Origin of the sequence: Pseudomonas sp. TCU-HL1, assembly GCF_001708505.1 — a bacterium.
Lineage (GTDB): Bacteria > Pseudomonadota > Gammaproteobacteria > Pseudomonadales > Pseudomonadaceae > Metapseudomonas.
In genome coordinates this window covers 1,872,305-1,898,280 of the sequence record NZ_CP015992.1, presented here as the reverse complement: position 1 = coordinate 1,898,280, position 25,976 = coordinate 1,872,305, and the positions used below count along the sequence as shown (strand labels likewise).

Genomic DNA, 25,976 nt, shown 5'->3' with positions numbered 1-25,976 from the left:
ACTAAACCAAATGAGTATTTCTGTTTTCTCCAATGAGGCGCCTGTGAGCGAGGTAGCTAGGAAACTCCCAACGTTCAAGCTCTGCAGGGTGGATGACGCTATTTCTTCACTGTCGACCTGCGTAACCGCCGCGACAACCTGCTGGTACGCGAAATTAACCTGCTGCGAACCGTGGTGAGGACGGTCAAACAACGTCCCCCTTCCACATCGATGTCTGGGTAGTGCGCTCTGGTTCTACGGCATCTGCCTGTTGTTGTTCTTCACGGGGGGACTAAGTGTTTACCTGCTGGCCAGGAAACCGCAGTTGCTCCGACAGCCCTGAACCCGCCGGCCCTCGCTAAACAGACTTTTCCCACAATCCAACGGCATTGCCCCTCCCCCGCTCCATCCATAGGCTCTGTCCCCGGCGCCTAAGAAACGCTTACCCACGTAGCGGCCAGACCGCTCCCGAAAGCTCAGCGGCTTTTTTGTGCCTGCGGCATACTCGCGCACGCTCAAAACCTCTGCTCTGTCGGGAGTGGGCTAATACAAGACCCGAAAGGGGAATACGCCCGGCCTTCTACGTGGGGTTTCTTAACTCCCGACGCCAACAGCCCTAAGAAAGCTGTCCAAATCACGTAGAGGTAATGGATATGCCCGAGTTCCCCCAGTTTCACCCCGCCCCTCCCCCGGACGCCGAAGTCCTGATGCCCGCCACCTTCGTCCGCCACAAACGCCAACTGCGCGCCGTGCTGCTGGATGAAGAACCCTGGTTTGCCGCCGGCGATCTGGCGCGGCTGATCAACCACCCGCTCCTGCCCGAACGCGTGGGCCGCAATCTGGATAAGGACCAGTTTCAGCGTGCCTGGATGCGCAACGGCCATGGCGATTTCGAGCAGGAACTGCTGATCAGCGAGTCCGGCGTCTACGCCGTGCTGATCCTCTACTACCACCCGGAAAACCGCTGCATCCGCCAATGGCTCACCCGCGAGGTGATTCCTCGCCTGCGGGAAGAGGTGCGCTTCGACGCCCAGCGCCCCTATCGCGAAGTGATTCAGTGGCAGCAACGGCAGTTGGAGGTGTTGCACTGGCAGGGCAAGGCATGGCTGCATCTGGGCGATTGTCCGGACCTGCTCCAGCGCCCTCCCCTTGTGATTGGCTGACCTGCCTCTGCTTGTTGGGTTTCGCTTCGCTCTACACCAACCTACGTCCAGAACCTGATCAGGGTCGTAGGATGGGTAGAGGAACGAAACCCATCACAACGAACTCCCCGGAGTACAGCTGGCCGGTTCAGTTCACGCAAAGCCCCGCGCCAACACGATATCGAATACACCCCGCCGCAACTCGCCGTCCTGCTCCAGCTCGATGGTGTTGGTGGATCGGTCATGGGCCCAGGGATCGCCGACGATGAAAGGGTCGCCCTTGAAGTAGAGCTGCAGGGTAACGGGCACATGCAGCGACTCCATCACGCGGAAGTGGATATGCGCCGGACGCATCAGACCGGCGTACTTTTCCAGCCCGGGCAGGTTCGGCGGCACGGGGTAGCGGCCCGGCATGACGGTCTCGATGCGGTACTTGCCCTGCGCGTCGGTGTAGAGCATTCCGCGCAGGTGGAAGTCGCCCTTGTCGGTGAAGTTGCCGGGCTTTTCCGTGTCGTAGAGGCCGGCACTGTTGGCCTGCCAGATTTCGACCAGAGCGCCCGGGACCGGAGTGCGGCAGTCCGAACTGAATACGGTGCCGGTCACGACCAGGCGCTCGCCCGGCTCGTCGGGCCCGGCCAGCTTCGACTGGAAAGGCGCGCCGAATCGGTAGTAGGGGCCGAGGATATCGCCCTGAGTGAGCAGGCAACCCTGCGCGGCGAAGGTCGGCCCGGCCAGCAGGCCGCCTCCCAGGAGGACTGCGCTGCCGCCCAGGAAATACCGCCGTGAAATGTATGCGCCCTTCATTCGATACTTGCCCACGTCCGCCTCCTCCCAGTAAGGACCCAGTCGTAGCATTGGCGGTGCGTCAGACTTCCCACCGTCAGGGACGACAACGAGACATATGCCTGATGAGTCTAGGCACTGGTCCGGCCACCGTCAGGCGGTTGGTCGGTGGCGTACTTCCCTGCGGAAAAAGACCGCCCCCACTCTCCGTGGGTCTACCTTTCCTCTCATGACACGCTGCTTTCCGGTATCAGGCCAACACGAGGCAGGAACGCTCCATGGACCAAGCCCCATCCCGCGAACCCACCAAGCCAGAACGGCCGCCGGGCGCCCCTGTCCCAGCGCCCTCCGGCTGGCGGCGCTGGGTGCCTGGCCTGCAGGTCCTACGCGGTTACCAGCCCGGCTGGCTGCCAAGGGACCTGCTCGCCGGCCTAGTACTCACGGCCATGCTGGTGCCGGTGGGCATCGCCTATGCCGAGGCGTCGGGGGTTCCGGGCATCTACGGCCTGTATGCCACCATCGTTCCACTGCTCGCCTACGCGCTGTTCGGCCCCAGCCGTTTCATGGTGCTCGGGCCGGACTCGGCCTTGGTCGCCATCATTCTTTCGGTGGTGTTGCCGCTGTCCGCCGGCGACCCGCAACGCGCCATCGTCCTGGCCAGTGCCATGGCGCTGGTATCCGGACTGATCTGCATCGCCGCCGGCCTGTTGCGGCTGGGGTTCGTCACCGAGTTGCTATCCAAGCCGATTCGCTACGGATACATGAACGGCATTGCGCTGACGGTGCTGATAAGCCAGACGCCAAAGCTCTTTGGCGTTTCCATCGAGAGTGCCGGGCCGCTGCGCGATACCCTGGGTCTGTTCGAGGCCGTGTTCGACGGCGAGGCCAACGGATACGCCACTGCCATGGGCCTCGGGAGCCTGGCGATCATCCTCCTGCTCAAGCGTTTCGAGCGCGTGCCGGGCATTCTCATTGCGGTGGTAGCAGCCACCCTGGTGGTGGGAGCGTTGGGTCTGGAAGCCAACCACGCGGTGAAGGTGGTGGGCGAACTTCCCCAAGGACTGCCAAGCTTCGCCCTGCCCCTGATCGACATGGAGGACCTGACCGCCGTGCTGATCGGCGGCTTCACCGTGGCACTGGTGGCCTTCGCCGATACCAGCGTGCTCTCCCGCACCTATGCGGCCAAGACCAATACGCGGGTGAACCCGAACCAGGAGATGATCGGCCTGGGCGTGGCCAACTTCGCCACCAGCCTGTTCCAGGGGATTCCGATCAGCAGCAGTTCGTCGCGTACACCGGTGGCCGAGGCAGCCGGCGCCAAGACCCAACTGACGGGTGTATTCGGTGCCCTGGGCGTGGCCCTGCTGTTGCTGCTCGGCCCCAACCTGCTCAGACACCTGCCCGAAAGCGCACTCGCCGCGGTGGTCATCGCCTCTGCCATCGGGCTATTCGAGTTCAGGGACCTGCGGCGCCTCTACTGCATCCAGCGCTGGGAGTTCTGGCTGTCCATCGTCTGCCTGATCGGTGTCGTCGTACTTGGCGCCGTGCCCGGCATCGGCCTGGCCGTGGTGATCGCGGTGATCGAGTTCCTCTGGGATGGCTGGCGCCCGCATCACGCGGTCCTCGGCCGCGTCGACGGCCTACGTGGCTACCATGACATCTCGCGCTACCCGCAAGCCCGACGGCCCCCCGGCCTGGTGCTGTTCCGCTGGGACGCGCCGCTGTTCTTCGCCAATGCCGAGCAATTCCAGAACTGCATTCAGGAGGCCATCGCCCAGTCCCCCACGCCTGTCCGCCGGGTGGTGGTGGCCGCCGAGCCGGTCACCAGCGTCGACGTCACCTCGGCGGACATGCTGGTGGAGCTGGAGCGCTGGTTGCGCAAGGAGGGGATCGAACTGCGCTTCGCCGAGATGAAGGACCCGGTCAAGGACAAGATGCTGCGCCTGGGCGTGCTGGAGCAGATAGGCAGTGACGTATTCCATCCGACGGTAGGCTCGGCGGTGGATGCGTACCTCGAGGGGCACAATATCGACTGGACGGCCTAGCCCCGTAGGTCGACCAGTTCGTGTGGCAAAACGAGCACAGTGATGCCAATCGTGATCAGGCTGATGGGTATCGCAAGCTCCACCCATCCTACGGAAGCTCACGCGGGACGAGATTTGCCACGCTGCCTGAGCCCAATACAGTTTCCCCATGGATCGCGAACCTGTCAGATACGATCACCGCCTTCGATATCCAGCGGACTGCGACACAGTTACCCATCGGTCAACGCAATCGCCCGCTCATGCCATCCCCCAAGTGTGGGGACAGTCCCCAATCTACCCTCTGGTTGTTGTCGATCCACCGGAGCGAGCGATGAACACCAACGACAAGCTGAACCTCGACGCACTCAGCCTTGAACCCATTGCGCCAACTGCAGCGGCGCCGTCTTCCCGTGGCAAGGCGGTGTTCAAGATCGATACCCGTGGAGGTGGTGATCGGCGCAAGGGCGCTGATCGTCGTCAGTCAATCCGCTTCGAGCAGGACCGCCGCCAAGTCGACAGGCGCGGGAAAAGCAGCGATCCCTGGAGTCAGAACGCCGATCTCTGATCGCAGCGGACGCGGGGTGCATTGCCGGGGCGCAGGCGAGCTGTTAAAAGCGGAATCGACATTCAGAAAATCGATACCGCCATGAGCGAAAGTGACAAATCGAATACCCGCCTGTTCGACCTCGACCTGCTGAGAGCCATCGTCACCGTGGCTGACTGCGGCAGCTTCACCACGGCCGCAACGCGCCTGCATTCGACCCAATCCACCATCAGCCAGAAGATCCGCCGCCTGGAGGAAATGGCCGGGCATCGTCTGCTGGAGCGCGGCAACCGCGACGTGCTGCCCACCGATGCCGGCGAGACGCTGCTGGGCTATGCGCGGCGCCTGCTGGCCCTGAACGACGAGATGGTCGAGGCGCTCTCTGGCGCCACGGTCGCGCTGACGGTACGCATCGGCGTGCCGGACGATTTCGCCAGCGGACGCACCACCGAGCAGCTGGCGGCCTTCAACCGGCGTTATCCACAGGTGAAGCTGGAAGTCACCAGCGGGCTCAGCCGCGACCTTTCCGCCAGCTACGATCGCGGCGAACTTGACCTGGTGCTGCTCAAGCAACGCCAGAACAGCCGCGAAGCGGTGGCCTGCTGGCCGGAGAAGACGCGCTGGGTCGACAGCGCCAACAACCCCTGCATCGACCTCGACCCGCTGCCCATCGTCACCTTCCCGCCGCGCGGGGTGTACCGCGACGAGATGATCGCCGCGCTGGAATCCGTAGGACGGCGCTGGCACATCAGCTTTACCAGTTCGAGTCTGAGCGGCATCCAGTCCGCCATTGCAGACGGCATGGGCATTGGTCTGCTGCCATTGCGAGCGGTGATGGCGGGCCATGCCGTGGTGCCGAAGGACACGGGGCTGCCGCCGGTGGATGTGTTCGAAGTGGCCCTGCTCCATCGCCCGGCGGCAGACCCGATGGTTAAGGAGCTCGCTCGTGTGCTTTCGCGGGTGCTGGCCCAGGACACACGAGGCTGAGCGGTGCAAATCTCGCATTTGAAAACTGAATACGGCGGATTCCAACATTTAATTTGTGCATGAAACCGTCGCTGGATATCGTGGTTCCCAGCGACGGCCAGCGCCCCGGTGGCGCACCGATCTGCACGAATTGTTCGCCCTGGCGCCGCGCGCCAGGCAGCAAGACAACAATGAGGAACTACCCCATGGCCAAATCTAGCTATTACGCGCCGCACGGCGGGCACCCGGCACAGACCGAGCTGCTCACCGACCGCGCGATGTTCACCGAAGCCTATGCCGTGATCCCCAAGGGCGTGATGCGTGACATCGTCACCAGCCACCTGCCCTTCTGGGACAACATGCGCATGTGGGTCATCGCCCGCCCGCTGTCCGGTTTCGCCGAGACCTTCTCCCAGTACATCGTCGAGCTCGCCCCCAATGGCGGCAGCGACAAGCCCGAGCAGGACGTCAACGCCGAAGCGGTACTGTTCATCGTGGAAGGTGAGCTGACCCTTACCCTGCAAGGCCAGGTCCACACCATGCAGCCGGGAGGCTACGCCTTCATTCCGCCGGGTGCCGACTACAAGGTGCGCAATACCTCCGGCCAGCACACCCGCTTCCACTGGATTCGCAAGCACTACCAGAAAGTCGACGGCGTACCGCTGCCGGAAGCCTTCGTCACCAACGAGCAGGACATCGAGCCGAAGGTGATGCCGGATACCGAAGGCCGCTGGAGCACCACCCGCTTCGTCGACATGGCCGACATGCGTCATGACATGCACGTCAACATCGTCAACTTCGAGCCGGGCGGCGTGATCCCCTTCGCCGAAACCCACGTGATGGAACACGGCCTGTACGTGCTGGAAGGCAAGGCGGTGTATCGCCTGAACCAGGACTGGGTCGAGGTGGAAGCCGGCGACTTCATGTGGCTGCGCGCCTTCTGCCCGCAGGCCTGCTACTCCGGTGGCCCGGGTCGCTTCCGCTACCTGCTGTACAAGGATGTGAACCGCCACATGCGACTGACCCTGAACCAGCCGCACTGATCACCTCGACGGGAGCCCAAGGGCTCCCGTCGTCGTTTCCGCCTTCAATGCGGACTTTGTGTCGGAGCGAGCTTGCTCGCGAAAGGTCGGCTCAGAAGGTTCGCGAGCAAGCTCGCTCCTACAAGTTTCACACCGCCTGGACGATCTGCTCCCGCAGCCACTGGTGCGCCGGGTCGCGGTGGGAGCGTTCGTGCCACAACATGGCCATCTCGTAGCCCGGTATCTCCAGCGGCGCCTCCACCACGGTCAGGGAAGTGCTGCCCCGTACCAGGCGCTCGGGCAGCATGGCCACCAGGTCGGTGCTTTCCAGCACCGAGCGCAGGAAGAGGAAATGCGGCACCGACAGCACAACCCGCCGCTCCAGCCCCCGCTCCGCCAGAGTCTCGTCGGTAATGCCGTGGAAACCGCCACCATCGGGCGAGACGATCACCTGCTCCAACGCGCAGAACTGTTTCAAGGTCGGCCGTCGCGTCAACCCCGGATGACCGACACGGCCCGCCAGCACATAGCGTTCGGCGAACAGAGTGCGGCGCCGCAGGTTGTGCGGTGAGCCTTCGACGGTGTGGAAGGCCAGGTCAATTTCCCCCTGCTCTGCCTGTCGGGCGATGCGTGCGGGTGCCATCTCCACCACGGCCAGCCGGGTGCCTGGGGCCCGAGCCCGCAGTCCGGCCAGGGCCGGCAGCACAATGGACGACTCGCCATAGTCGGTGGCGGCCACGCGCCAGGTCTTTTGCGCCTGGACGGGATCAAAGGCACTGGCCGGCGCCACCGCCTGCTCCAGGGTCTCCAGCGCCTGGCGCAAGGGCTCGCGCAGCTCCTCGGCGCGCGTGGTCGGGCGCATGCCGCGCGGTCCCGGCAGCAGCAGCGGATCGTCGAAAACCTCTCGCAGCTTGGCCAGATGCACGCTCACCGTAGGCTGGGAGAAGTTCAGCCGCTCCGCCGCGCGGGTCACGTTGTGCTCGGCCAGCAGCACGTCCAGGGTTACCAACAGGTTGAGGTCCAGCCGCCTTAAATTATTCATTGCAATACCTGGAATACTGGATATTCATTTCCAATATACCTGGCGGAGTACCATCCTGCGCCCATCTCGCACTGGAGGTTGTCCCCATGAACGTCCTGATCGTCTTTGCCCACCCCGAACCCCGCTCTCTCAACGGCGCCCTCAAGGATTTCGCCGTGCAACGTCTCGAAGCTGCCGGCCACCAGGTACAGGTCAGCGACCTCTATGCGATGGGCTGGAAGGCCACGCTGGACGCCGATGACCACCTCGACTACCAGCCTGGTATGCCATTTTCCCCGTCCGGAGACTCCAAGCAGGCGTTCGCCAATGGCCGGCAGAGCGACGACATCTCCCGCGAGCAGGACAAGCTGTGCTGGGCCGATGCGCTGATCCTGCAGTTCCCGATGTGGTGGTTCACCATGCCGGCGATCCTCAAGGGCTGGGTCGAGCGCGTCTACGCCTATGGTTTCGCCTACGGCGTGGGCGAGCACTCCGACAACCGCTGGGGCTCTCGCTACGGTGAGGGCAACCTGGCCGGCAAGCGCGCCATGCTGATCGTCACCACCGGCGGCTGGGACTCCCACTACAGCCCACGAGGCATCAACGGCCCTATCGATGAGCTGCTATTCCCCATCCAGCACGGCATCCTGCACTACCCCGGCTTTGATGTGCTGCCGCCCTTCCTGGTCTACCGCACCAGCCGCATGGACGAACCCCGCTTCGCTGCCGTTCGCGAAGAATTGGGGCAGCGCCTGGACACGCTCTGGCAGACGCCCCCCATCCCCTACCGCAAGCAGAACGCGGGCGAATACGAAATCCCCGCCCTCACCCTTCGATCCGACCTCGCCCCGAGCCTGAGCGGTTTCGCAGCCCATCTCAGCCAGGACTGAAGGCGCAGCGCGGGTCCCCAGTGAGTATCCACGTTCGGAGTACCTGGACTTCTCGATATGACGCTGGCACCTGACTGTAGGGTGTGCTGTGCGCACCGACTATGGGATCGGTCCGGCGCGACGCTCAGCCGCTGGTGCGCGCGGCGCACCCTACCGCATTGAAGAAGGGGCGCTTACTGCGCCCCGAACATCGCCGTCCAGTAGATGCCTGCGTCGCTCTTCGGGTCCACCGCGTAGGCCGCGCCCAGCTCGCGGAACTGCGGGTTCATCAGGTTGGCGCAGTGGCCCGGGCTGGCCAGCCAACCGTCCACCACCTTGCTGGAGGTATCCAGGCCGGCGGCGATGTTCTCGCCAATCAGCTGGGCGGAATAACCGGCCAGTTCCGCCCGGTCGCCGGGGGTACGGCCGTCGCGGTCCTTGTGGTCGAAGAAGTTCTGGTTGGCCATGGCGCGGGTGTGTTCCTGGGCTGCCCCGGCCAGGGTCGCGTTCCAGGTCAGCGGCGCGGCGGCGGCAAAGGACTGGGCGCCGCATTGGCGGGCCTGGCCACGGGCGGCGTTGATGCGTTCCAGCACCTTCTGCCCTTCCGCCTGCCAGTCCCCCAGGCCACCGGCCAACAGCGGCCGCGCCAGGACGATGCGCCAATCCTCGCCCGCGCGGCTCACGCCAACATCCACGAACTGCGGGTCCAGCACCACCTGGCAGAAGCTTTCCTGCAGGGCTTTCATGGCCGACTGGGCATCACGCGGGCCGGAGAGGTTGATGGCCTGCACATTGACCAGCGGATAGGCCGTGCGGGTCAGCGCCGCTTGCAGGTCGCCGATGCCACCGGCCGGCAGGATCAGGCGCGGATCGGGCTTGAGCGGCGGCAGTTCCATCGAAGCCTGGCCGGCACAAGGCTGCACCTGACCGCGATAGACGTTGATCGACTCGACCAGCTGCGTCTCCTCACTCGCCACGGTAGTGCCGGCAAGCACCAGCCCCAGCGGCAGTGCGGCAAGGCGCAGAACGGATGACATGACCGCCATGGAAACCTCCTTCAAGCTGGCTGCGCCCAATGATGCGCGATTCCGCCCCTTCCTGTGCACTCTCCGTGGCATTTAGCGACCGGGCCGGGCGACGACGGGCTCAGTGGCACTCGACCCGGTTGCGCCCACCCCGCTTGGCCCGATACAGCGCCATGTCGCAGCGCGACAGGGCGACTTCGCCGCTGCTGTCGGCGGGGAGCAACGTGGCGACGCCGACGCTGACGGCCAGCACCAGGCGCTCGTCGCCATGTACCACGGGAGAACTGGCCAGCTCGCCCTGGACCCGCTCGGCGAACAACCGGGCTTCCTCGATGGACGCATTGCTCAGCACCACGGCGAACTCTTCCCCGCCCATGCGCCCGGCAGCATCAGTGCGGCGCAGCTGGGCACGGAGGATCGACGAGAAATGCCGCAGCGCCTGGTCTCCCACCGAGTGGCCCCAGCGGTCGTTGATGGCCTTGAAGTGGTCCAGGTCGAACATCAGGATAGCCGCGCCGTAACCCTCGGTTCGCTGCACACGCGCCAGCTCGGCATCCAGCTGCGTCATGAAGTGCCGGCGATTGGAAAGCTGGGTGAGGGAATCGGTGGTGGCGAAGACTTGTAGCTCGGCCTCGATCAGCTTGCGCTCGGTGACATCGGTGATGAAGCCGTGCCAGAGCACGCTGCCGTCCGCCAGCGGCCGGGGGCGCGCGTCCCCCTGGCGCCAGGAAAGGCCGCGCCCGGGCAACTGCACACGGTACTCCAGGTGCCAGGGCTTGAGGTCGCGAGCGGAGCGCTCCAGGGAATCGAAGTAAACCAGCAGGTCATCCGGGTGAATGATGCCAAGTAGCGTGTCGGCGTCCTGCGTCAACTGCTCCGGCGTCACCCCATAGATCTCGCGGGCACCGTTGCTGACATAGGTAAAGAACGAGCGGCCGTCCAGCTGGCGCCGGTACTGGAAGACCATGCCGGGGATTTCGTTGGTCAGGTCGGCCATCAGCGCCGCCGCCTGCTGTGCCTTCTCGGCAAGGTTGCGCATGGCGGTCACGTCGGTGGTGGTGCCTACCATGCGCAGGGGCCTGCCCGATTCGTCCCGCTCCACCACCTTGCCGCGGCTGCACACCCACTTGTAGCGGCCGTCCCGGCAACGCAAGCGGTGCTCCACCTCGTAGGCTTCGGTGCGGCCGTCGAAGTGGGCCTGGATGGTGGCCTGCACATAGGCCAGGTCTTCGGGATGGATGCGGGTGTAGCTTTCCTCTATACGGTTGCCCACCTCGTTGTCGGCGTACCCGAGCAGCGCCTTCCAATCGCTGGAGTAATGGATTTCACCGGTCACGGCATTGCGGTCCCAGATACCGGTGCCGCTGCCAGAGATGGCCAGGGCCATACGCTCCTCGCGCTCCTGGACATGCTTCAGCTTCAACCGGTCGGCCAGCATCCCGGCAGCCAGCGCGGCGAAATCGCGTAACACTTGCTGCCCTTCAACGTCCAGATCGCGGGGCTGATCGTGCAGGAGCCAGAGCAGGCCCGTCGGGCCGCCATCGGGCACCAACAGGGGACAGGCGGCTAGAAAGCGCAGGCCGGGCAACGCTTGCGCCAGCCCATCCGGGTACCAGTGCGGTTGCTGAAGGATATCGGGCATGACCAGCGGATCAGCCCCACGAATGCCCGGCGGGAACAGAACCAGGCCATCTGGCAACGCCGGGGCGCATGCCGGCCCGTCGTAGCTGCGGACCTGCTGGATGTCCCCGGCGCCCGTGGTCAGCAAGGTGGCCATGACACCAAACCGGCGCCTGAGCAAGCGGATCAGGTTGTCGAATCGCTCTTCGCTCGCGCCACGGGGCGCACTGGAACTACTGGGCAACTGCATTCGCTCTCCGCTCGCAGGGGCCGTGGGCGCCGCTAGGCGTTGATCAGGCTGGAAATCAGCAATCTATCCATAATGGCCATTCGACGCCAGATGCCCCACAGGCCCTTTACGGAACTGACGAGCTGGCTGGCAGCCGCCTCACCGCCCAAGTAAAATCCCGCGCCATTTCCCTTATGAACCAGCGAGAGAGCCGCCATGGGCGCCCAGTGGAAAGCCAAACCTAAAGAAGCCGCCGCCAACGCCCGAGGGAAGATCTTCGGCAAACTGGTGAAAGAGATCATGATCGCCGCGCGTAACGGCGCCGATCCGGACATGAACCCCAAGCTGCGTCTTGCCGTGCACCAGGCCAAGAAGGCCTCCATGCCGAAGGACACCTTGGAGCGCGCCATCAAGAAAGGCGCAGGCCTGACGGGTGAAGTGGTCAACTACGAACGCACCCTGTATGAAGGCTTCGCGCCGCATCGCGTACCGGTGATCGTCGAGTGCCTGACCGACAACCTGAACCGCACCGTCGCAGAAGTGCGCGTGCTGTTCCGCAAGGGCCAACTGGGCACCTCCGGCTCGGTGTCCTGGGACTTCGACCACCTGGGCATGATCGAGGCCGAACCGGCCAGCGCCGATGCCGACGCCGAACTCGCCGCCATTGAGGCGGGCGCCCAGGACTTCGAAGCGGCCGATGAAGGCGCCACCCTGTTCTACACCGACCCCACCGACCTGGACGCCGTGTGCAAGGCGCTACCGGAATTCGGCTTCACCGTGCAGTCCGCCAACCTGGGCTACAAGGCGAAGAACCCGGTCGGCCTGTCTGGCGCCGAGCTGGAGGAAGTCGAAGCCTTCCTCGAAGCCCTGGACAGCCATGACGACGTGCAGAACGTCTATGTCGGCCTGCAAGCCAACTGATCCGGTGAGTCGCCGGCAGTTCCATCAGGAACATGCCGGACAGGCTCGTGACGAAGCGCTACGCCTGCTGGCGCAGCGCGACGCCATGGGCCCGCGCTGGCTGGCCTGGGTAGCCACCGAGCTGTACCACCTCAAGCCATCGGCCTTCGCCAACATGGTGCGCCGCGAGCTTGAACGCCTGAATACGGCAGACCTCCAGTTCGGCCAGGCATCGAAAGAAGTGCATTGAGGCGCGAGATCCCTCCGGAGCCCTTGCAGGGCGGATCACGCGTCATCGATCCACCATCGGAATGCGGCATGGCGCGACGGTGGAACTGAAAAGCGATTTTCACCCTACGAAAACCTGCGATTGGGCATGGGCCACCCGGAGCTGGCTACTGCCGATGGTTATGGTGGTTGTAGGGCCAGGACGATAGCGTGGCTTGTTCCTGGGGGCCTTGTGCCGGGGCTGCCAGCTCCTCCAGATGGGTGATGATGTCATCCGGCTTGAGCACCAGGACATCACTCTCCAGGCTGTCGAGAACCATCTCGGCGGTATTGCCGATCATGGCCCCGGCCAACCCGGTGCGCGCCACATTGCCGATCACCGTGAGCGCGGCTTTGAGCTTGCGGGCCACCTGCGGGATCAGGATATCGGCCGCGCCTTCCTCGATATGCAGGCGCTCGTCATCGATGCCGAACTCCTTCTGCAGTGTCCGGCACTGTTCGCGGTAGAAATCCTCAATGCTCTCCTTGCGCTGGAACACCGGGTCGGGCGCCGAGAGCATCGGGTAAGGATGGGCGCTCATCATGTGCAGGGTGCCGCCGGACAGCTTGGCGACGTCGTGGCCGTGGCTGACGATACCGGCGTGCAGGACGCGGTGCTCGATATCACTGTTGCCGACATCGACGGCGGCGAGAATGGTGCCGCTGGCCCAGGGTGCGGTGGTTTTCACGATCAGCACCGGGCTGGGGCAATATCGCAGCAGCTTCCAGTCCTCTGGGGTGAGTATCGACTTCGTCAGGGGGTTGTCAGGGCGGTGCTGCTTGATCACCAGGCCGCAGCCTTCCGCCTGCTGCGCGGCGATCACGGTCTGGTGCAGGCTGTGGTGCCAGGCCCGTTGGGCACTGACGCTGAACCCCTCCTTTTCCAACGCGCCCCGCACCTCCTCGAGGTGAGGGGAAAGGTCGGGACGCTTGTCGCAAACCAGCAGGTGCAGATGTGATCGAGTAGAGCTGGCAATCATTCTGGCTCGGTTCAGGATCTGCTCTTCGGACTGCTGCGGATCCATCACTACCAGCGTGTTACGGATGGTATGCATGACGATCTTCCCGCGCGCATTGGATTCTCGGGTGGATGAGGCACGACATGCGTCGCAGATGCCCCTGCGAGCGGATCGGGAGCGCGGTTACCCACCCTCGCCACTCTATCCGTCAGGAGGAAGCTCACCCACCGACACCCTGCACGCGACAGCCGAAATCAGGACTTGCCGATCCGCTTTGCTGGCGGCTAACCAGATCGAATCGGCCTCGATGACCACGGAACTGCTGCTGATCGTTCATGCAAACGAGAAAGCCGCTTCCACAGCGCAAGCGCTGCTGTTCCACTGCATTCACATCGAGAAAGCAGCACCAGGTCCTGTGTCTCTGGCCCGGCACGGACGACCGCCTCCCCGCCAATACTCCCGCCTTGTGCTGGTCAGAGGCCGAGAGGCACACCAAGCGCCCCGATCATCAAATATCCACGAGGTGCTTTGCGGGAAACGTTCGGTATGGGGGCACGAGTGGGTTGGCCCTGCTCGCTCAGAGACGAATTATGGTAGTTGGCCAGTATCACAGCGAGGTAACTGGTCGCCCGGCCTATGCAATTCGGCGAGAACGGAGCGCTGGCTTATGTCCGCTGGCTCCAAGGCCGGGCGCCAGCGGCCCGGGAACGGCCGAGCGTCGCAGGTTGTCCTGGGCCTGGAATTCCAGCCCGCCCCGGGAGTGGGTTAATGTCACAAGACTTTTCCCGGACAAGGCAGGTGGGCAATGGCAGCCCTGGATGACAACCCGGCACCGCAGGACTCGGCTGGTAACAAGAACGACGGCGCAGCGCCCATAGCGCGCAAGACCGGCTCCCGTGGTGACGCCGACGTGATCGCCACCTTGCTGCCCTACCTGCGGCCCTATGTGGGCCGCATCGCCCTGGCTCTGGGGCTGATCGTTGCAGCGAAGCTGGCCAACCTCTATGTGCCGATCGCCCTCAAGCAGATCGTCGACCAGCTCAACGTCGAACCCAGCCTGGTGGTCCTGCCGGCGGGCCTGCTGCTGGCCTATGGCGCCTCGCGTATCGGCGTCACGCTGTTCACCGAACTGCGCCAGGTGATCTTCGCCCGCGTGATGGCCAGGGCCTCGCGGCAGATTACCCTGAAGGTGTTCCAGCACCTGCACGGCCTGAGCCTGAAGTTCCACCTCGGCCGCCGCACCGGCGGCGTGGCCCGCGACGTGGAGCGCGGCGGCAGTGCCATTTCCGACCTGCTGGACTGGACGCTCTACACCATCGTACCAACCCTGCTGGAAGTACTGCTGGTGACGGTGGTGCTGGTCTGGGCGTACGACTGGGGCTTTGCCTTCATCACCCTCGGCACCCTGCTGGCCTATGGCATGTGGACATTCGCCGTGACGGAGTGGCGTACCCGCTTCTACCGCGCCTCGGTGGAGGCCGACACCCGCGCCAACGAGCGCGCCGTGGATTCGCTGCTCAATTACGAGACGGTGAAGTACTTCAACAACGAGGCCCATGAAGCGGCGCGCTACGACGAGAACCTGCGTTTTCTGGAAAACGCCCGGGTCAAGGCCACCAAGTCCCTGGCGCTGCTCAACCTGGGCCAGACAGCCATCGTCGCCATGGGCGTGACCGCCATGATGTGGCGTGCCGCGGCCGGCGTGGTGGCCGGCGAACTCACCATTGGCGACCTGGTGCTGGTCAACACCTACCTGCTGCAGCTCTCCGCACCGCTGTTCATGCTGGGGATGATGTACCGCGAAGTGAAGCAGGCGCTGACCAACATGGAACGCCTGTTCGGCCTGCTGGATGAACGCCAGGATGTGCAGGACGCCTCGGGCGCCGTCGCACTGGAGGCCCCCCGTCCCCGCGTGCGTTTCGAGAACGTGCACTTCGGCTACGACCCGCGCCGGGAAATCCTCCATGGCGTCGACTTCGAGATTCCGCCCGGCGGCACGGTGGCAGTGGTCGGCCATTCCGGCTCGGGCAAGTCCACCCTCGCCCGCCTGCTGTACCGCTTCTACGACATCGACTCCGGGCATATCCGTATCGACGGCCACGACCTGCGCGAGTTGACCCAGTCGTCGGTGCGCGGCGCCATCGGCATCGTTCCCCAGGACACCGTGCTGTTCAATGACAGCATCTACTACAACATCAGCTATGGCCGCCCCGGTGCCAGCCGCGAGGAAGTGGAAGCCGCCGCCCGCGCCGCGCATATCCACGACTTCATCCTGCGCCTGCCGGACGGTTACGAAACCCAGGTTGGCGAGCGCGGCCTCAAGCTGTCCGGCGGCGAGAAGCAGCGCGTGGCCATCGCCCGCGCACTGCTGAAGAACCCGGCCATCCTGATTTTCGACGAAGCCACCTCGGCCCTGGACTCCAAGTCGGAAAAGGCTATCCAGACCGCACTGGACCGTATTCAGGTCGGCCGCACCACCCTGGTCATCGCCCACCGCCTCTCCACCGTGATGGACGCCGACCAGATCCTGGTGCTCGACGCCGGCCGCGTGCTCGAAAAAGGCACCCACCGCGAACTGCTGGAAGCCGGCGGCACCTACGCGCAGATGTGGCTGCTTCAGCAACAGGAGCCCGAAACAGAGGGCTCGCCCACGCAGGATTGAGGCCGCTGCGGTGGAAATCCACCTCGTGGATTTCCACCCTACATGGGCATCCGAAACGCCTACTCACGGTGCTCCAGCACATCTCCCGCCCAACTCAGGGCGGCCATCACGGTGGGGAAGCCGATGGTGCTGGTGAGCGCCAGCAGGGTGTGGTGGATGTGCTCGGGAGTGGCACCGGCTTCCAGGGCGCGCCGGGTGTGGCTGTGAACAGCGCCTTCGGAGTGAATCGCCGCGGCGGCGGCGAGCTGGATCAGTTGCAGGCTGAGTTCATCCAGCGGACCGGCCTGGCGCACCACGGCGCCGAGGGTTTCCACCGCCTGAAAGTACGCTGGATGCTGCTTCTTGAAGCGCTTGTAGGTGTCGAGATCGTGCTTGCGTTCCATTGTGGCCACCTCGCATGGGCATGCCCTTACAGCTTAGGCAAGCCTGCCTCGACTATGGTGAATGGACCCGATTCGCCACTGGGAGAGACGTTCAATGCTCAGGACTCACCGCAACAGCGGGCTCAGCCATCCGCTCCACATTTGCCAGCGCTGATGCCATGGCCCGCAGCCTGATCGGCGTCATCCTGCTAGCCCTTGCGCTCTATCTGGGTGTGGGCGGGCTGCTCTTCGTCTTCCAGCGTTCGCTGATCTACTTCCCGCAGCCCCGCGCAATCGGCGGCCCGGACCGGCTGCTGATGCTGCCGGTGACGGACCAGCAGATCGCCGTCACCGTGCGGCCGCTCGCCAGCCCCAAGGCGCTGATCTACTTCGGCGGCAATGCCGAGGATGTGTCGCGCAGCCTGCCGGACTTTGGCGAGGCGTTTCCCGACCACGCCCTCTACCTGCTGCACTACCGGGGTTTCGGCGACAGCACGGGCAAGCCCTCGGAGGCAGCCATCCAGAACGACGCCCTGGAGCTGTTCGACAAGGTCAGCGCCCTGCACGGCGAAGTGGCCGTGGTCGGCCGCAGCCTGGGCAGCGGCGTGGCCATTCGCCTGGCCAGCCAGCGCCCGGTGGCGCGCCTGGTACTGGTCACGCCTTACAACAGCATCCTCGAACTGGCCCAGCGGCAATTTCCCATCTACCCGGTGCGCTGGATGCTTCAGGACACGTACGAGTCCTGGCGCTACGCCCCGGCCATCAGCATCCCCACCCTGCTGATCGTCGCAGAACGCGACGAGGTGATTCCACGCTGGAGCAGCGAGAAGCTCTTCGCCCAGTTCCGCTCGGGAGTAGCACGGCGGGAGGTGATCCCCGGTGTTGGACACAACGACATTGGCGGCCGGCCGGAGTATCTGGAACTGATTCGCAGCGGCCTTTAACGCCCCGCGGACGACGGGCTGAGCATCTCGATTTCGCGGATGTCGAAATCGCGGCGCAGGTAATCCATGCGGTTTTCATGGAAGCGGCGCATATGCGGCAGCGCGCAGTGCGTCTCGAAGTGGACATGGCTCTGCCAGACCTCGAAGAAGATGAACAGGCTCGGGTCCTGTGCATCACGCAGCATGTGGTATTCGATGCAACCCGCCTCCGCCCGGCTGGGTTCGACATAGGCGCGGAACAGCGCTTCGAACGCATCGGCTTTCTCGGGTTTCGTGTACGCATGAAGGATGAAGCCGTAGGGCTGGGTCATGTCGATAAACCTTGCGTCGATTGTTTTATCAACCTTATCGCAAGGCGAACCCGCCAATTCATGACTTTCAAGCAAGTATCAATTGCGCTCTGGACGGTGTTTCCGCGAAGACGCGACCGGTAGTCTGCCGCCACATCGACTTACGGAGACTACCTGCCATGAAAAAGATCCTTCTGCTCAACGGCGGCAAGAAATTCGCCCACTCCGACGGCCGCTACAACGCCACCCTGCACGATGCCGCGCTGGCCCATCTCGACCGCGCCGGCTTCGACGTCAAGGAAACCCAGATCGACGCCGGTTACGACATTGCCGAAGAGGTGCAGAAATTCCTCTGGGCCGACGTGGTGATCTACCAGATGCCCGGCTGGTGGATGGGCGCGCCCTGGACCGTGAAGCGCTACCTGGACGAGGTGTTCACCGCCGGCCACGGCAGCCTCTACGCCAACGACGGCCGCACCCGCTCCGACGCGTCGCAGAAGTACGGCAGCGGTGGCCTCATCCAGGGCAAGCAGTACATGCTGTCGCTGACCTGGAACGCTCCGCAGCAGGCCTTCGACGACCCGACCGACTTCTTCGAGGGCAAGGGCGTGGATACCGTGTACTTCCCCTTCCACAAGGCCAACGAGTTCCTCGGCATGAGCGCCCTGCCCACCTTCCTCTGCGTGGACGTGATGAAGCGCCCGAACATCGAAGCGGATGTGAAGCGCTATGAAGAGCACCTGGCGAAGGTGTTTGGCACTCAGAAGTGAGCCCGCACGGGGCCGCTGCGCGGCCCTTGGCGAATGAATTCGCCCCTACAGCATCGTCTTTCCTGCGAACGCTGCCGCCGCGGCAACGACCAGCACCAGCAGCCCGATCAGCAGCCTGTTCGGCGATTGCCGCGCCGCTTCGGCGGGCGCGGCCTGCTTCTGCGCCGCCGCTCGCAGCGGGTTCGCCACGGGCTGGCGCCCTGCCGGACGTGGCGCGGCGGCCTTGGGCAGTTGGACGACCGGCATGAACAGGGTGGCATCTTCGTCCACGGCCTGGGGGGCCGCCACCTTGGGACCAATGACCAGCAGGGTCACCGTGCCCATACGGATCTGGTCACCCGGCTGCAGCACGGCGGTGCTGACTTTCTGCTGGTTGACGAACACGCCGTTGGCCGAGGCCAGGTCCTTGGCCTCCAGCACGTCGTCCTTGAGGAAGAACTCGCAGTGCCGGCGCGACAGTTCCTGATCGCTGAAGCACAGCTCGCACTTCACCGAGCGGCCAAAGGTCATGGAGCCGGTGACGTGGTATTTCTGCCCTTCGTGCTCCCCCTTGATCACCTGCAGGTACCAGCGCGCCGTGGTTTCCGCCTTCGGCCGGGCCTTGGCCGGGTCCACCAGCAGCAGTTCGAGCTGGCCAACCCGTACGCGGTCGTCGGAACGCAGCTGGAAGCGTGCGCCGATACGTTCGCCATTGACGAAGGTGCCACCGGGCGTGCCGCAGTCGCTCAGGTAGTACTGACCGTGCTCCTGGCGGATTTCCGCGTGGAACAGACTGATCTCCGGTTCCGCCAGAACGAGGCTGTTGCGACTGTCCTGGCCGATGGTGAAGCGCTCGTCCACCAGCCAGATGGGCGCCTGGCGGTTATCGGCAAAATGAATCCTGAGCATACGAGGTCCTTGGAGGCAGGGCATGGGACAATGATAGCCATGTGCCTGCAACCTGACCTTGCTGGAGTTGGCAGTTAATTGAAGAGGCGATTCCACAGCTTCTTGATGGGATTGGTCTGCTCTGGCTGCTTCGCCTGAGGTTTGGCCGCCCGATTCGCCGCCACCCGCACGGCCTTGGTCTTGGCCTTGCGCACCCGCTGCTCGTGAACGGCGCGCAGCTCCAGCAGGGTCGGGTTCGTCGGCGCCACCTGCAGGCCGGCGTCGATGTATTCCAGCGCGAGAGCGAACTCGCGCCGGCGGTAGGCCTCTTCGCTGTGGTCGACGAAGCGCTGCGCGACTTTTTCCAGTCCCGCCAGGGCCTGCTCGTTACCCGGCGCCAACGTCAGCACCTGCTGGTAATAGAACACCGCGTTGTCCTGTTCCGGCTGCAACAGGTTGTCTTCTGCCAGGCGCTGTTCGGCCAGCGCCAGGATGTTGCTGATGCGCGCGGCAAGGACACGCTGCAGGCCGTCGCCCGCCTTGGCATTGTCGTTGTCCAGGCGCAGCACCTCATGGAAGTAGAAATCGGCGTTGTCTGCGGCCGGTTCCACCAGCTTGCCTTCGGCCAGGCGCTGCTCCCCCAGTTCCAGCAGGTCGGCGATTTTCATCCGCAGCACGACGTAGTAGCCGCCACCCGTGGAAACCACCAGCAGCATCAACCCGACCAGGCCCCAGAGCAGGCCCCGGTACCGGCGACGTGCCACGGACTGCTCGGCCGGCCGGTCCACGCGCATGGCGGGTGCGATGCGGGTGAAGTCGAGGTCGAGATCGCACAGCTCATTGAGGCTGTCCAGCAGCACGCGGCAATCGGCGAAGCGTTCGTCCGGGTCCTTGGCCAGCATGCGGTCGATCACGTGCTGGTAGTCGGACAGGCCGCGTCGCAGCAACGGCGGGTCCATCTGCACGTGATTGAGCACGGTTTCCGCGTAGCTGGCGCCGCGATACGGGTTATCACCGGTCAGCAACTCCAGTAGGATCACGCCCAGGCTGTAGATGTCGCTGCGCGCATCCAGCGTCTGGCACTGGGCCTGCTCCGGGCTGCTGTAGGCCGGACTGCCGACGGCGACGTTGAACTGGGTCAGCTCGGTGTCCAGTTCCAGGTCCTTGGCGATGCCAAAGTCGGTGAGCACCGCGGTGCCGTCGTCGCGGAAGAGGATGTTGGCCGGTTTGATGTCACGGTGCACCAGACCCTTGTCGTGCACCACCGCCAGGGCACCGGCGATCTGCCGAACGATGCGCAGCGCTTCCAGGGGCTCCAGTGCCTGGCCCTTGTAGCGGCCAAGGTCGCCGCCCGAGAGGAACTCCATGGCCAGGTAGTGGCGGCCATCGGGCAGCGAGTCGATGTCGTGAATGGTGACGATGGACGGGTGACGCAGGGACGCGAGTATGCGCGCCTCCCGGACGAAACGCTCGGTGAAGGCTTCGTCGTCCAGCCTGTCCAGCACCTTCACCGCCACCTTGCGATTGAGGGACTCCTGGGTGGCGAGGTAGACCTCGGCCATCCCGCCTTTGCCCAGGCGTCCGTGCACGAGATAGCCGGGTATATCGAGAAGATTGTCGTTCATGGATTCAGAGTCTTCGGGTTTTGAGCAACCGGCTCAGGAACGAATTGGACCTGCTGGCCGCCGCAGTGGTTTCCGGCAACAACAGGCCGATCACGATGCAGGAGATGTTGTCCCGACCACCGGCGTCGCAGGCCTGCTGCAGCAACCCGGCCACCAGGTCTTCCAGGGTATCGGCGATAGCACACTGGGCCTGGATCTGGTCATCGTCCAGCTCGCCGGTGAGGCCGTCGCTGCACAGGAGCAAGAGCTCGCCGGGTGCCAGTGTGCCCTGTGCGCAGCCGACTTCAAGTGCCTGGTGCGCCTGGCCAAGGCACTGGGTCACGACGTTGCGTTGCGGATGCCTGCGCGCTTCGTGCGCAGTCAGCTCGCCGGCGTCCACCAGGGCCTGCACCAGGCTGTGGTCATGGCTCAGGCGGCTGATGCCGTCGGCGCTCACCCGGTAGGCGCGGCTGTCGCCCGCCCAGGCCAGGTCGAAGGCAGCGCCGTCGAATTTCACCGCCACCAGGGTGGTGCCCATGCCGGAGCCTGATGCCGCCGACAGCACCGCGTTGTGCGCGGCCTGCACCGCGTTCGGCAGGCGCTGTCCCAGCGCAACGGTTTCCCGCAAGGTGGCGACCGCAACGCTGCTGGCCACCTCGCCGCGCTGGTGGCCGCCCATGCCGTCGGCCACCGCCCAGAGCCCCAGGTCGGGGGCGCAGAGCAGCGAATCTTCGTTGTGCGAGCGCACACAGCCGGTGATGGACTGCGCGGCGTATCCCAGTATCTCGGGCATCGGGCTTCCTGTTGCCGGCCAGCGGTGGTACCGCATGATGCGGCGGCGGCCGGACGCTGTCACCGCCTGGCGCATGAAGTGTTAAGCAGTCGAGGGTTTACCGGACCAAGCAGCCCCGCGCAACGCGACTATGCTTCTTGCATTGGTTGTTCAATGCGCAGGCTCATGCAGCCCAGGAGGTGGTAATGGCCAAAGAGCGCTTCAAGGCAGGGATGCGCTGATCCATTCACCCTCTAGCGGAGTAACCATCATGAGCAAAGGCCTCGATGCAAAACGCGCGGCGAAGAAAAAGCCGCAAAAGACCCTCCTGGAAAAACGCTCGGCCAAGCGCAGCAAGAAATCCGGCGGCGGCCTTCTCGGCAGCCATGCACCGAATCCGTGAGACCTCAACCGCACCGAAGACGCCCTCTTGAATGGAGGGCGTCGACTTTCTAGGTTCTGTACGAAAAGTGCCTGCGGGCTTCGCGCGTGATGCTGCGTTGAAATCGGCCTCGTGCGCGAGTCCGATCAGAATGCTCATTTACGACGCGTAAACTGCGCTTCTTCGGCCGATTGACTCGCTCGCGCTCGCCCTTCGGGCCAGCCTTCGGCTGTTACTCCCGACGGTCGTTGCACCTTGCCTGATCTTCGCTCGACGACTTTTCGTACGGACCCTAGCCGTCGCCCGTCACGCCGCGCGATGTCCAGCGGGCTCGCTCTGCTCCCGCGACGCAGCCATCGGCGTGATCACCAGCAAGTCACCCTCCAGATGGTCGAGCACCGCTTCGGCCGTGTTGCCGACCAGCATCCCCGCGACGCCCTCGCGCCCGACGGTGCCCAGCACCGTCAGCACCGCTTCGAACTCGCGAGCGACCTGCGGGATCAGCGTCCTGGCCGGCCCTTCGCCGATGTGCAGGCGGTGCCGGGGCAGTTCGTATTCCTGCATGAACCACTGGCACTGGTCCTGGCAATGGCTGGCGACGGCCTGATCGATGGTCTGGGTCGGGTCGGCCTGGGGCAACAGGGCGGGGGAATACGCGCTGACCACGTGCAGGCTGGTGCGGAACAGGCCGCACAGGAAGCTGGCGTGTTCCATCACGCTGCCTTGCAGGGTGACATGCGCCGCATCCTGATGCTCGACATCCATGCCCGCGAGCACGGTGCCGCCCTCCCAGTCACGGCCACTGCGGATCAGGAACAGCGGCGTGGGCGCCTGGCGCAGCAGTTGCCAATCATCCGGCGTCATCAGCAGGTGGCTCAGGCGCCCACCCGGCTTGTGCTGCTTGATGATCAGATCGCAACGCTGAGCACGACAGACGGCCATCACGGCGGCGCTGGCGTGATCAATATCCACGGGCGCCACTTCCCCGCGCGCATGCACACCCGAGCGCAACAGACCGACCAGGAGCTGGTCGAGCACGCGCGACGGATCGGCATTGGCATCGCAAAGCAGCAGGTGGAGGTTGGCGTCGAGCTTGAGGGCAAGCTGGCGGCCACGCTCAAGTGCGGGGCTTTCGAGAGTGGGTGGAACAGCGACGAGGATCTTCGTTATCGAGTGCATGGCAATCGTCCTCCTGTTCATGCAACGCGATTGCAGGCTGACCTCTCTGGCTTCGTTGCCGCACCCGGCATCCGGGTGCCAGCGTTTTCAGGGGATTGGAGTATGGCCTCCCTGCCCGGTCGGGCAAGGCAGGTCATCGCAGGGCCAAGCCTGTTTGGTTATTAAGACTGGCCCTGGAGGTATAAGGGCGCGCTGCATCGCCCTGCCCTTGCCGGGACGACTTCAGAGGAACATACCGCCCGAGGCTTCCACCCGCTGGCCATTGATCCAGCGGCCCGCATCGGAGAGCAGCATGGCCACGGCAGCGCCAATGTCTTCCGGCAGGCCGACGCGGCCGAGGGCAGTGTTGCCGGCGATGAAGGCATTGACCTGGGCGTTGTCGCGTACCACACCACCGCCGAAATCGGTCTCGATAGCGCCCGGCGCCAGCACGTTCACCGAAATGCCACGGGCGCCCAGTTCCTTGGCCTGGTAGCGCGTCAGCACTTCGATGCCGCCCTTCATTGCCGCGTAGGCGGCATAACCCGGCAGGGCGAAGCGCGCGAGGCCGGTGGAGATATTGAGAATGCGCCCACCATCAGCGATCAACGGCAGCAGTTTCTGCGTCAGGAAGAACGGCCCCTTGAGCTGGACATTCACCAGTTGGTCGAACTGTTCTTCGGTGGTTTCGGCAAAGCTGGCGTGGATGCCAATGCCCGCGTTGTTCACCAGGAAGTCGAAATTGTCGCGACCGAACTCGTTTTTCAGCAGGCGGCCGAGGCTCGCGGTGAAGGTGTCGAAGGTGGCGCTCTTGCTCACGTCGAGCTGAAGCATGGCGGCGTGACCACCAAGGTCCATGATTTCGCGGCTGAGGGATTCGGCGTCCTCCAGTTTGCTGTGGTAGGTACCGATGATATCGATGCCCTGGGCTGCCAGGTGCTGCGCCATGCTTTTGCCGAGGCCACGGCTGGCGCCGGTAATGAGAGCGATCTTGCGGGTCATTGCTGTGCTCCTGGTGACAGGTGGGAAATGGAGAGGAGCTCATTGTCCGGAGTGAGGCCAATAAACATTCTGCTATCGGACGCACTGATCGACCATCGCGAACAATCCGCAGGGAGGCACCACACGGATGAACAAGCGGGAGCTACTGAAAACCTTCGTACGGGTCTGCGAACTGTCAAGTTTTACCCAGGCCGCCGGCAGCCCCCCAGGAGCCAGGACACATAGATGCAACGGTTGCGGCCGTTCTGCGTGGGCTAAAGCGGAGCGCCGCCCGGCGCTCCCTGGGAACGTCGTGCTCGGGCTCTTCGCGAGCAGAGCTCGCTCCTACGGCCCTTGGCCAACGAATTCGCCCCTTTACCCGACGCGCTGATCAGACGGCCGGCAAATAAAAGGTTAGGAAATCCTCGAAAGCACAGGTATTGTGTCGGACGCTGTGATGCATGTGTCACCGGGAAACGGTCTGTACTTTAGCGGTCCCTTCTTCATCGGTTGCCGACCTTCTGCACTCAGTGACAGGCTGGAATGATCCAGCCCAGCTATAACTCAGTTTTTAGGAGACATTCCAATGTCCGAGCGCCAAACCGGCACCGTCAAGTGGTTCAACGATGAAAAAGGCTTCGGCTTCATTACCACCGATAACGGCCCGGATCTGTTCGTTCACTACCGTTCTATCCAAAGCGCCGGCTTCAAAAGCCTGAAGGAAGGCCAGAAGGTCTCCTTCATCGCTGTGCAGGGCCAGAAAGGCCTGCAAGCCGACGAAGTGCAAGTGCTGTAAGCACGAGCCGAAAAAGAACCGGCCTTCGGGCCGGTTTTTTTTTCCGTAGTTTGAATGGCCGCCCACTGGCCATTACGTACAGAGAAAGCGATATGCGCATCAAGACCTCCCACAGCAGCACCCCCAAGGCACCAGCAGCCACCACCAACAGCGAAGCTCTGGAAGCCCAGATCGCCGCCTTCCTGAAGCAGGGTGGCGAGATCCAGGAGATCGCCAAGGGCGTCAGCGCCCAGGTGGCACCGAGCCGCCATATCCGCATCGGCAACAAGTAAGGCCTCCAGGCGCCTGTGGGCCGGCGGGAAAACGTCCCGCCGCCGGGCGCCGCCGCCCTGCCCTGCCGGTGGGCGGCTGCCGTTTGCGCCTAATCTCATCGCGCTAAACTTCCACGCAGGCCCGCAGCGGCCGGAAACGGGGGTAAATGCCGGGCGGGGGTCCGGTGGCAGCCAGATGGGAGGTGTCCCATGCAGCGGCACTACTACATCAGCGACAACCTCAACGACCTGGAACGGGTCGAAAGCGAGCTCGAAGCCCAAGGCATCGACCACGAGCAGATCCACGTGCTCAGTGAACGCGACGCCGACGTCGAGCATCACCACCTGCACGATGTGTCCTCCGTCATGAAGCGCGACATGGTGCACTCCGGCCTGATCGGCGTAGGCATCGGCCTGACCCTGGCTGCCCTGGTGATGCTGGTGGCCTGGTTCAGCGGCTGGACCGGCACGGCAGCCGGGTGGATTCCCTTCATATTCCTCGCCATCGCGCTGTTCGGATTCAGCGTCTGGGAAGGCAGCCTGTTCGGCATACAGACACCCAGTGCGGTGGTCAAACGCTTCCAGCCCACCCTGGACGCCGGCAAGCACGTGTTCTTCGTCGACGTGAAACCGGCCCAGGAAGCCATACTCGCCCGCGTGGTCAGCCACCACCCGATGCTCCGGATGGCCGGCACCGGACAGGCTGCACCGGCCTGGGCGGAAGGCCTGCAACACCGCCTGCATCAACTGCGCAAAATGATGTAATTCCCCTGCGGGGCGGCGGGTG

At 64.2% G+C, this 25,976-nt stretch carries 27 protein-coding genes; 15 read left to right on the top strand and 12 right to left on the bottom strand.

What is annotated here, in order from left to right; genetic code table 11:
* Positions 1–632: 632 nt before the first annotated feature.
* Positions 633–1,142: a BRO-N domain-containing protein gene (locus THL1_RS08850; RefSeq protein WP_237234781.1), complete on the top strand. Its 510-nt coding sequence runs from the start codon at positions 633–635 to the stop codon at positions 1,140–1,142.
* A 132-nt stretch (positions 1,143–1,274) separates the two neighbouring features.
* Here the strand turns inward: THL1_RS08850 and THL1_RS08845 are convergent, their stop codons facing one another.
* Positions 1,275–1,940, bottom strand: coding sequence for a twin-arginine translocation pathway signal protein (locus tag THL1_RS08845; protein ID WP_237234780.1), 666 nt, complete (start codon positions 1,938–1,940; stop codon positions 1,275–1,277).
* 242 nt (positions 1,941–2,182) lie between these two features.
* On the opposite strand from THL1_RS08845, the gene THL1_RS08840 reads away from it, so the two are divergent.
* From THL1_RS08840 to THL1_RS08825, 4 genes are all read left to right on the top strand, one after another.
* Entirely contained in the window at positions 2,183–3,949 is a 1,767-nt protein-coding gene (locus THL1_RS08840) for a SulP family inorganic anion transporter (protein WP_083245850.1), read from the top strand.
* A gap of 310 nt (positions 3,950–4,259) precedes the next feature.
* A complete protein-coding gene (locus THL1_RS08835) occupies positions 4,260–4,493 on the top strand; it encodes a hypothetical protein (protein ID WP_069082921.1) in 234 nt (77 codons plus the stop codon).
* 81 nt (positions 4,494–4,574) lie between these two features.
* Positions 4,575–5,459 (top strand): LysR family transcriptional regulator, encoded by an 885-nt coding sequence (locus tag THL1_RS08830; RefSeq protein ID WP_069082920.1) that lies wholly within the window; start codon positions 4,575–4,577, stop codon positions 5,457–5,459.
* 185 nt (positions 5,460–5,644) lie between these two features.
* A complete protein-coding gene (locus THL1_RS08825; protein ID WP_069082919.1) occupies positions 5,645–6,481 on the top strand; it encodes a bifunctional allantoicase/(S)-ureidoglycine aminohydrolase in 837 nt (278 codons plus the stop codon).
* A gap of 127 nt (positions 6,482–6,608) precedes the next feature.
* On the opposite strand, the gene THL1_RS08820 is transcribed toward THL1_RS08825, so the two are convergent.
* On the bottom strand, positions 6,609–7,502 hold the full coding sequence (locus THL1_RS08820; protein WP_069082918.1) for a LysR family transcriptional regulator: 894 nt from the start codon (positions 7,500–7,502) through the stop codon (positions 6,609–6,611).
* Positions 7,503–7,588: 86 nt separating this feature from the next.
* Here THL1_RS08820 and THL1_RS08815 point away from each other — a divergent pair, with 86 nt between their 5' ends.
* A complete protein-coding gene (locus THL1_RS08815) occupies positions 7,589–8,371 on the top strand; it encodes an NAD(P)H-dependent oxidoreductase (protein WP_069082917.1) in 783 nt (260 codons plus the stop codon).
* 173 nt (positions 8,372–8,544) lie between these two features.
* Here THL1_RS08815 and THL1_RS08810 read toward each other — a convergent pair whose 3' ends face one another.
* A complete protein-coding gene (locus THL1_RS08810) occupies positions 8,545–9,396 on the bottom strand; it encodes a CAP domain-containing protein (RefSeq protein ID WP_069082916.1) in 852 nt (283 codons plus the stop codon).
* Positions 9,397–9,496: 100 nt separating this feature from the next.
* The gene (locus THL1_RS08805) at positions 9,497–11,245 is read right to left on the bottom strand and encodes a sensor domain-containing diguanylate cyclase (protein ID WP_069082915.1); all 1,749 of its coding nucleotides are present in this window, start codon (positions 11,243–11,245) and stop codon (positions 9,497–9,499) included.
* Between the two features lie 195 nt (positions 11,246–11,440).
* Between THL1_RS08805 and THL1_RS08800 the strand changes: the two genes are divergently transcribed.
* Both THL1_RS08800 and THL1_RS08795 read left to right on the top strand, forming a co-directional pair.
* Complete coding sequence (locus THL1_RS08800; RefSeq protein WP_069082914.1) at positions 11,441–12,145, top strand: YebC/PmpR family DNA-binding transcriptional regulator; 705 nt, start codon at positions 11,441–11,443, stop codon at positions 12,143–12,145.
* Positions 12,123–12,374, top strand: a complete 252-nt coding sequence (locus THL1_RS08795; protein WP_335721580.1) for a hypothetical protein — start codon at positions 12,123–12,125, stop codon at positions 12,372–12,374. The genes THL1_RS08800 and THL1_RS08795 overlap by 23 nt, the downstream gene beginning before the upstream one ends.
* A 145-nt stretch (positions 12,375–12,519) precedes the next feature.
* Here the strand turns inward: THL1_RS08795 and THL1_RS08790 are convergent, their stop codons facing one another.
* Positions 12,520–13,446 carry a universal stress protein gene (locus tag THL1_RS08790; protein ID WP_069082913.1) on the bottom strand — a complete coding sequence of 309 codons (927 nt, stop codon included), beginning with the start codon at positions 13,444–13,446 and terminating at the stop codon, positions 12,520–12,522.
* 709 nt (positions 13,447–14,155) lie between these two features.
* Here THL1_RS08790 and THL1_RS08785 point away from each other — a divergent pair.
* Complete coding sequence (locus THL1_RS08785; protein ID WP_069082912.1) at positions 14,156–16,012, top strand: ABCB family ABC transporter ATP-binding protein/permease; 1,857 nt, start codon at positions 14,156–14,158, stop codon at positions 16,010–16,012.
* 59 nt (positions 16,013–16,071) lie between these two features.
* On the opposite strand, the gene THL1_RS08780 is transcribed toward THL1_RS08785, so the two are convergent.
* Complete coding sequence (locus tag THL1_RS08780) at positions 16,072–16,395, bottom strand: carboxymuconolactone decarboxylase family protein (protein WP_069082911.1); 324 nt, start codon at positions 16,393–16,395, stop codon at positions 16,072–16,074.
* A gap of 158 nt (positions 16,396–16,553) precedes the next feature.
* Between THL1_RS08780 and THL1_RS08775 the strand changes: the two genes are divergently transcribed.
* A complete protein-coding gene (locus THL1_RS08775; protein ID WP_069082910.1) occupies positions 16,554–17,318 on the top strand; it encodes an alpha/beta hydrolase in 765 nt (254 codons plus the stop codon).
* Here THL1_RS08775 and THL1_RS08770 read toward each other — a convergent pair.
* Complete coding sequence (locus tag THL1_RS08770; RefSeq protein ID WP_069082909.1) at positions 17,315–17,629, bottom strand: putative quinol monooxygenase; 315 nt, start codon at positions 17,627–17,629, stop codon at positions 17,315–17,317. The two genes, THL1_RS08775 and THL1_RS08770, sit on opposite strands and share 4 nt — an antisense overlap.
* Before the next feature lie 158 nt (positions 17,630–17,787).
* Here THL1_RS08770 and THL1_RS08765 point away from each other — a divergent pair, with 158 nt between their 5' ends.
* On the top strand, positions 17,788–18,378 hold the full coding sequence (locus tag THL1_RS08765) for an NAD(P)H-dependent oxidoreductase (protein ID WP_069082908.1): 591 nt from the start codon (positions 17,788–17,790) through the stop codon (positions 18,376–18,378).
* Between the two features lie 45 nt (positions 18,379–18,423).
* On the opposite strand, the gene THL1_RS08760 is transcribed toward THL1_RS08765, so the two are convergent.
* The 3 genes from THL1_RS08760 to THL1_RS08750 form a co-directional block, all read right to left on the bottom strand.
* Positions 18,424–19,266, bottom strand: a complete 843-nt coding sequence (locus tag THL1_RS08760; protein WP_069082907.1) for an FHA domain-containing protein — start codon at positions 19,264–19,266, stop codon at positions 18,424–18,426.
* Between the two features lie 74 nt (positions 19,267–19,340).
* Positions 19,341–20,870, bottom strand: a complete 1,530-nt coding sequence (locus tag THL1_RS08755; protein ID WP_069082906.1) for a serine/threonine-protein kinase — start codon at positions 20,868–20,870, stop codon at positions 19,341–19,343.
* Positions 20,871–20,874: 4 nt separating this feature from the next.
* Positions 20,875–21,642 carry a PP2C family protein-serine/threonine phosphatase gene (locus THL1_RS08750; protein WP_069082905.1) on the bottom strand — a complete coding sequence of 256 codons (768 nt, stop codon included), beginning with the start codon at positions 21,640–21,642 and terminating at the stop codon, positions 20,875–20,877.
* A gap of 250 nt (positions 21,643–21,892) precedes the next feature.
* Between THL1_RS08750 and THL1_RS30980 the strand changes: the two genes are divergently transcribed.
* On the top strand, positions 21,893–22,024 hold the full coding sequence (locus THL1_RS30980; RefSeq protein WP_257785019.1) for a hypothetical protein: 132 nt from the start codon (positions 21,893–21,895) through the stop codon (positions 22,022–22,024).
* Between the two features lie 285 nt (positions 22,025–22,309).
* On the opposite strand, the gene THL1_RS08745 is transcribed toward THL1_RS30980, so the two are convergent.
* Positions 22,310–23,182, bottom strand: a complete 873-nt coding sequence (locus tag THL1_RS08745) for a universal stress protein (protein WP_069082904.1) — start codon at positions 23,180–23,182, stop codon at positions 22,310–22,312.
* Positions 23,183–23,404: 222 nt separating this feature from the next.
* Entirely contained in the window at positions 23,405–24,163 is a 759-nt protein-coding gene (locus THL1_RS08740; protein WP_069082903.1) for an SDR family NAD(P)-dependent oxidoreductase, read from the bottom strand.
* Between the two features lie 565 nt (positions 24,164–24,728).
* On the opposite strand from THL1_RS08740, the gene THL1_RS08735 reads away from it, so the two are divergent.
* The 3 genes from THL1_RS08735 (at position 24,729) to THL1_RS08725 (ending at position 25,954) form a co-directional block, all read left to right on the top strand.
* Positions 24,729–24,938 carry a cold-shock protein gene (locus THL1_RS08735; RefSeq protein WP_069082902.1) on the top strand — a complete coding sequence of 70 codons (210 nt, stop codon included), beginning with the start codon at positions 24,729–24,731 and terminating at the stop codon, positions 24,936–24,938.
* Between the two features lie 92 nt (positions 24,939–25,030).
* Positions 25,031–25,210: a hypothetical protein gene (locus THL1_RS08730; RefSeq protein ID WP_069082901.1), complete on the top strand. Its 180-nt coding sequence runs from the start codon at positions 25,031–25,033 to the stop codon at positions 25,208–25,210.
* A 189-nt stretch (positions 25,211–25,399) separates the two neighbouring features.
* The gene (locus THL1_RS08725; RefSeq protein WP_069082900.1) at positions 25,400–25,954 is read left to right on the top strand and encodes an NAD/FAD-utilizing enzyme apparently involved in cell division; all 555 of its coding nucleotides are present in this window, start codon (positions 25,400–25,402) and stop codon (positions 25,952–25,954) included.
* Positions 25,955–25,976 lie beyond the last annotated feature (22 nt).